The organism is Dyadobacter jiangsuensis (assembly GCF_003014695.1).
Classification (GTDB): domain Bacteria; phylum Bacteroidota; class Bacteroidia; order Cytophagales; family Spirosomataceae; genus Dyadobacter; species Dyadobacter jiangsuensis.
Map to the genome: position 1 here is coordinate 26374 of NZ_PYAS01000031.1, position 6411 is coordinate 32784.

Consider the following 6411-nt stretch of genomic DNA (forward strand, 5'->3'; position numbering starts at 1 on the left):
TTATGAATCATCCTCGAACCTTACAATGTCAGTTTTAAAGCAACTGTAAATTGCTTTTGAATCGGCTGCGCTACCCCACCCGAATTAAAAAACTCTGGGTCCTGACCTTTCAGTCTTTTATCCGAATAAATCAGCCACGGGTTGATCGACGACAGCTGTATGCTCGCCGCCTTAAATCCATAACGGGAAATCACCTGCAATGGTAACTTGTACGCCAGCGACACCGACTTCAACCGCACAAAATCCCCCTTAGCAACGCGTTCAGTCGAATAGTTATAAATATTGTATGGATAGGTACCCTGGAGATACAGTAATTCCAGCTGATCCGAAATCGAAGGTTTTGCAGGATACCTTTCATCACCAGGAATCACCCAGCGGTCGTAAAACTCTTTCGGCATCGCATCCAGATCGCTAAATGCGCCCTTAAACAAGGGATTGAGCCTGATTTTATTACCTGCCTGGTAAGTAAAGAACACATTGAGTGTTAGCCCCTTGTAAGTCAGGGTATTATTAAACCCTCCCGTAAATGGGGGATCAACCGGTCCTTCATATTTGAGATACTGGACATTCTGATCCTGCAAATACACATCGGAGCTTACTTCTCCTTTTTCGTTGATAAAGATGGGAACACCGGTTTTAGGGTTCAATGCGTTATAATCGATCGAGTAAAGGCTGCGCACCGGCTTACCCTGCACATTGGCCCCTTCCGCTTTCACGAGATCGAATATCCCGGGGCTGTTATCCACGTTCGTAATGAGCGTGTGCGAGTAGCCGAATGTGATGCGGGAGCGAAAATCCCAGTCGCGGGTTTTGAGTAATACGCCATCAACAGAAAAATCGGCACCATAGGATTCCATATCCGCGTAGTTGGCAACCTTATAGATTTGCCCGCCAATCCCGGATGTCTTAATCTGGTCGATCAGGTCAAAGCTGTTGCGAACGTAGCCATCCAACGTAAAATTGATGCGGTTAGCGAACAAACCTACATCCAACCCGACATTCCCGCTGTACAATTTTTCCCATGTAAGTTCCGTATTCTGCAACGCTGCAAGCTGGATCGCCGATTCCTTTTCATCCGCATACGGTCTGCGCGTGATGATGCTTTGGAGCAATACCGCCGCATTCGTGGCCGGACCGGTATCTGCCGAGAGCCCGTAGCTCAACCGCAAGCGCCCCATGCTCAGCCAGCTCAGGTTTTTGAAAAAATTCTCACGGTCGAAGTTCCAGGAACCGGCGATGGTGTACGTAGGCAACCACCGCGCAATCGCAGACTTCCCAAAGCGGTTGGAGCCGTCGTAACGAACGTAGCCAGTCACGTTGTACTTCCCATCCAGCGTATAGCCAAGGCTTCCGTAAAACGCCGCGAAACGCTCATAATCCATCTGCATTCCGTAGTACTGGAAGTTGGTTTCAATTGTTTGCTTCAAAATGCGGTAATCCACAAAAGGAGTACCTCCCTGATCGTACTGGAATCCGTAACCCGTATTGTTGGAATTTTGGCGATTGGTGAATTTCACTTCCTGTCCCACCAATGCATTGACTTCATGCCTTTCCCCGAATTTCTGGTTATAGCGAAGGTTGTTGCGGACGTTGTAAAAAAGCATCTGGTCCTCATTGCGGTTATAGAAACCGCCGCTCGGCAGAACTACTACCGGATTCGCATTCGGGTCGTCGGGATCGACGTAGAGATATTTATTAGCCGCCGCAATGGTAGCGTTGTCGGCTGCCCGATAGGCATTCGCCATATTGCTATGCTCGGTGATAATGTGCTCACGGCCTGTCTGAATGTACCGCAGGGCACCAAGGAAATCGTAGCTCAGATGGTCCGTGAGCTTGTAGGACAGATTTCCTTGTAGTTTAATATCTGCTAGTGTGAGGTTAAGCCTGTTGTTGGCGAGCTCGGAAACGATATTGAATGGTGCAAAATTTCTTCTGAAGAATTCAAGATTGCCGTTCTGATCGTAGGCAGTGAGCGTCCGGCTGGTATTCAATGCATAACTGAACGGGTTGATATCGAAATCGCGGTCAAACTTACCTTCTACCGGGTTGCTCCTTCTGCTTAATGAGCCCGGCGCTTGCTGCCGCCTAACCGAAGCCAGCGTCGTCAAACCAATACTCAGGCGATCCGAAAGCTGGTAGTTATTGTTAAAATTAAGGGTATACCTTTTTACCTTATCGGCGATCGTCCAGCCATTGTCGTCCAGGTAACTCACCGACGCGTACGAGCTAGATTTCTCCGTTCCAAACGAAACACTCAGGGAATGCTCATGGATGAAATTCTGCTTGAAAAGAACATCGAACCAGTCGGTATTGGCTTTCGCATACCCTAGCAAAAACTGACGCCTCTTTTCCGGATTATTCATCAGATCAAAATCTCCATTATCATTGCCCACCTGAATCAGATTGTACATCTTTCCATAAACGCCGTAGTCAGGTTTGGAAAGGATACCCGTACCCAAATAGCCGTCCCGCTCCAAATTCCCCAGCACCGACATTTGCTGTGCCGAGTTCATGATATTGAAATTGCGGTAAGAAGGCACAAGCTGCGTACTGAAATTCCCGGAATAGGTGATTACCGGCTTGCCGCTCTTACCCTTTTTCGTCGTAATCACAATCACCCCGTTCATCGCACGGGCGCCGTACAATGCAGCCGCAGCTGCGTCTTTCAATATGTCGAAAGTCTCGATGTCGTTCGGGTTAAGCCCTGCCACGGCGGAGCCTAGCAATGTGGTCGGGTCACCGCTGGAAAGCTGGTCGTTGGAGATATTGACGATATCTTCCTGCACAACGCCATCGATTACCCAAAGTGGTTTGTTGGCTCCATTCAGGGAGGTAGCACCGCGAATACGGATCTTGGGAGCTGCTCCGAAAGTACCGGACACGTTCTGAATCGAAACCCCCGCTGCACGGCCTTCGAGCATCTTGCTGACGTCGGGCAAACCGTCGATTTTCACGTCGTCAGTTTTTAGCGTTACCGCCGAACCGGTGAATTTGTCCTTATCAATCTGCTGAAAACCAGTGACGACCACATCCTGCAAGCCTACTGCGTCCTCAACAAGTTCGATGGTCAGGCTCCGGGCTGCTTTCACCTCTTTGGGCAAGAAGCCGATCATGGTAACCACAAGTGTGGCATTGTCGGAAACGCCCTGCAACAGAAACTCACCTTTTTCATTCGTGACGGTGCCTTTCTGCAAGCCTTTCACCCGCACGGTCGACCCTATCAGCGGCTCGCCGGTGCTGCTTTTTACGACACCTTTCACGTCGATATCTGCGGCAAATGCAAAGGAAGAAAACGGAGAAGCGAAAACGGACAGAAAGAAGACACCCAGGAGCAACGCAATAAGCCGACTCAGGCCACTGATCCGATAGAAAAGATTCATAAAAATAAGTATAAGTCTAACCCCAAATAACTGTCCGTCCGCCCAAAGCGGGTTTAAAAATTAATAGATTCAATAATACGTATTATCACACGAAAAGCGAAAACAATCTGCCACTGCGGTGACAAAAATTAAAGCGATGCCAATTGAATAAAAACAACAGAATATACTCAATACGCACAAAAACCCGATACCGTTGAAGCGCGTAGCGTTATTTTGACAAATTATCTCTCTAAAAACACTGCGAAATCGCATTTTATTGTCCCGAAAATGCGATTTAAGCGGTTTCAGCGGACATCTTTTTTGTTTTCTGTCAAAACCGAAGTAATGCGGTTCAGTTCGTCGACTTTCGAGGCGAAATCACCTTTCAGCATGTCACGCACTGCTTTGAGTTGCTCCATCGCCGTTTCGAGATTATCGGGCAGTGCTTCTCCCAGGACTTCTTTGAGTCGTTTGGCCAATGTGGGAGACATTCCGTTTGTGGAAATGGCCACTTTGAGATTGCCTTTCCTGACAACCGAGGAGAGGTAGAAATCGCAGATATCAGGCGTGTCGGCCACATTCGCCAGCATATGCCGGGCACGGGCGGCTTCCCATATCCGTTGGTTCTCCGGCTTATCGTTAGTCGCGACGATCACCAGGTCTTTTCCCAGCAGATCGTCGTCTTCGAATTTCCGCACAATTAGATTTATTCGGGAATTGGCCTCGGCAATGCTTCTTATTTCCTCGCGGATTTCGGGGGCTACGAGCGTTACCCGGGCGAGCGGAGAATTGTCAAGAACGGCAGTAATTTTTTCCAAACCCACATAGCCGCCGCCCACAATGAGCGTGTGCAGGTTTTCGAGTTTCAGGAATATCGGGAATAGATTGTTCATTGACCAAATTTACATAAATAACCCGTTCATAACGACACCGTAAATGCCTTTATAACTATTCCAACATCGCGCTTTTTCTATCTGCTTCTTTCCCCGTACCTTTGCACCATGATCGCGATTACGAACCTCAGCTATTTCCTGGGCGACCGTGCATTGTACGACGGCGCCTCGCTACATATAAAGCCAAAACAAAAGATCGGGCTTATCGGACTGAACGGTACCGGCAAGTCCACCCTCCTGCGCATGATCAACGGAGAATTCCAGCCCGACGGCGGCTCGATCTCCAAAGCCGGCGATTGCACCATCGGCTTCCTCAACCAGGATTTGCTTTCGTATCAAACCGAAGATTCGATCCTTTCGGTGGCCATGCAGGCATTTGAAAGACAGAATGTTCTTCAAGTGCAAATGGATAAAATCCTGCATGACATGGAGCATAACTATACAGATGACCTCGTGGATAAGCTTGCACGCGTGCAGGAAGAATTCGAGGCACTGGACGGCTATTCGGTCCAATCCAAGGCGGAAGCGATACTGGAAGGCCTTGGTTTTTCCACAGCGGACCTCAATCTGCCGCTGCGCCAATTCTCGGGAGGATGGCGAATGCGCGTAATGCTCGCAAAACTGCTTTTGCAAAAACCGTCATTGCTCATGCTCGATGAGCCAACCAACCACTTGGACCTTCCATCGATCCAATGGGTGGAGAAATATACGCAGAGTTATGAAGGAGCGGTGATCGTCGTTTCCCACGACCGCCAGTTCCTCGACAATACGATTGATACAACTGTGGAAGTTTCGGGTGGTAAACTCAATTACTACGCCGGAAATTATTCATATTACCTGGAAGAGAAAGCACTCCGCAATGATATTCAGCGCGGCGCTTACGAAAACCAGCAAGCCAAGATCCGCCAGACTGAACGCTTCATCGAGCGTTTTAAAGCCAAAGCAACCAAATCACGCCAGGTACAAAGTCGTGTGAAGGCATTGGACAGGATGGACGTCGTTGATCAGGTTCTGGACGAAAATGCAAAAGTGCATTTCCGCTTCCAGTTTACGACTCAGCCGGGCCGTCACGTATTCCAATTGGAAGATGCATCCAAGGCCTACGGCGACAAGGTGATTCTTGACGCTACCAATATCAGCATGGAGCGCGGCGACAAGATCGCGCTGATCGGTGCTAACGGTCGCGGTAAGTCTACGGTACTCCGCATTGTGGCCGGTACCGAGCCTATTGAGGGCAAGAGAAGGCTGGGGCATAATGTATCGTTTACATTCTACGCCCAGCACCAGCTCGAATCCCTCAACGTGGCACACAACCTCATCGAGGAATTGAAATATGCCAACCCTACCAAGACCGAAACCGAATTGCGGACTGTGTTGGGCTGTTTCCTCTTTACCGGAGATGATGTTTTCAAAAAGATCAAAGTGCTTTCCGGGGGTGAGAAATCGCGGGTGGCATTGGCTAAGGTATTGCTTTCACAGGCAAACTTCCTCCTGCTCGATGAGCCTACGAACCACTTGGATATGCAATCGGTCAATATCCTGATCCAGGCATTGCAGCAATATGAGGGAAGCTACATTGTCGTTTCCCACGACCGCTATTTCGTAGAGAACATTGCGAACAAGATCTGGTACATTGAAGACCACCAAATTAAAGAATATCCTGGTACTTATGAGGAGTATGAGATTTGGGTGGAAGAGCGCGGATTGCAATCGGCGGTGAGCGAAAAGGTGCAAGTAAGCAGCGCACCTCCGCAGAAGAGCCAGGCTGCCGCTGCCAGTCAGAGTAAAAACAATGGCAAACCTCAATCCAACGAGGACGCTCAAAAGCTGAAAAAGGCAAGAAAAAAGATCGAGGAACTGGAAGACACCATTAACAATCTCGAAGTAAGAAAAGCGGAAACCGAAGGCAAATTATCGGATCCAAAAATTTACAATGACTCCATTGCATTAGCTGAAATGAACCGTTTTTATGCGGATATCAAGCAAAAGCTGGAACAGAGTACGGAGGATTGGGAAAACCTGATGCTGGAAGTGGAGGAGCTTTCGGGAAAATAGAAAGAATGTGAGGGTGACCCAAAAGCAAAAGCCCTTTTTCTACTATGTAGAACGAGGGCTTTTTTGTATTTTTAATTACGACATTAGAAATACATGGGCAAGAT

Annotated in this window: 3 protein-coding genes; 1 reads left to right on the forward strand and 2 read right to left on the reverse strand. The window is 48.5% G+C overall.

Annotated features, from left to right (window positions below):
* Positions 1-20: 20 nt before the first annotated feature.
* On the reverse strand, positions 21-3380 hold the full coding sequence (locus CLV60_RS33415; RefSeq protein WP_106599742.1) for a SusC/RagA family TonB-linked outer membrane protein: 3360 nt from the start codon (positions 3378-3380) through the stop codon (positions 21-23).
* 284 nt (positions 3381-3664) lie between these two features.
* Complete coding sequence (locus CLV60_RS33420) at positions 3665-4252, reverse strand: precorrin-2 dehydrogenase/sirohydrochlorin ferrochelatase family protein (protein ID WP_106599743.1); 588 nt, start codon at positions 4250-4252, stop codon at positions 3665-3667.
* A 108-nt stretch (positions 4253-4360) separates the two neighbouring features.
* On the opposite strand from CLV60_RS33420, the gene CLV60_RS33425 reads away from it, so the two are divergent.
* Positions 4361-6307: an ABC-F family ATP-binding cassette domain-containing protein gene (locus CLV60_RS33425; protein WP_106599744.1), complete on the forward strand. Its 1947-nt coding sequence runs from the start codon at positions 4361-4363 to the stop codon at positions 6305-6307.
* Positions 6308-6411: the final 104 nt, after the last annotated feature.

Bases quoted from the DNA above. Each gene is read 5' to 3' on its own strand.
- CLV60_RS33415 (WP_106599742.1), bottom strand. From the start codon at position 3,380: ATGAATCTTTTCTATCGGATCAGTGGCCTGAGTCGGCTTATTGCGTTG.
- CLV60_RS33420 (WP_106599743.1), bottom strand. From the start codon at position 4,252: ATGAACAATCTATTCCCGATATTCCTGAAACTCGAAAACCTGCACACG.
- CLV60_RS33425 (WP_106599744.1), top strand. From the start codon at position 4,361: ATGATCGCGATTACGAACCTCAGCTATTTCCTGGGCGACCGTGCATTG.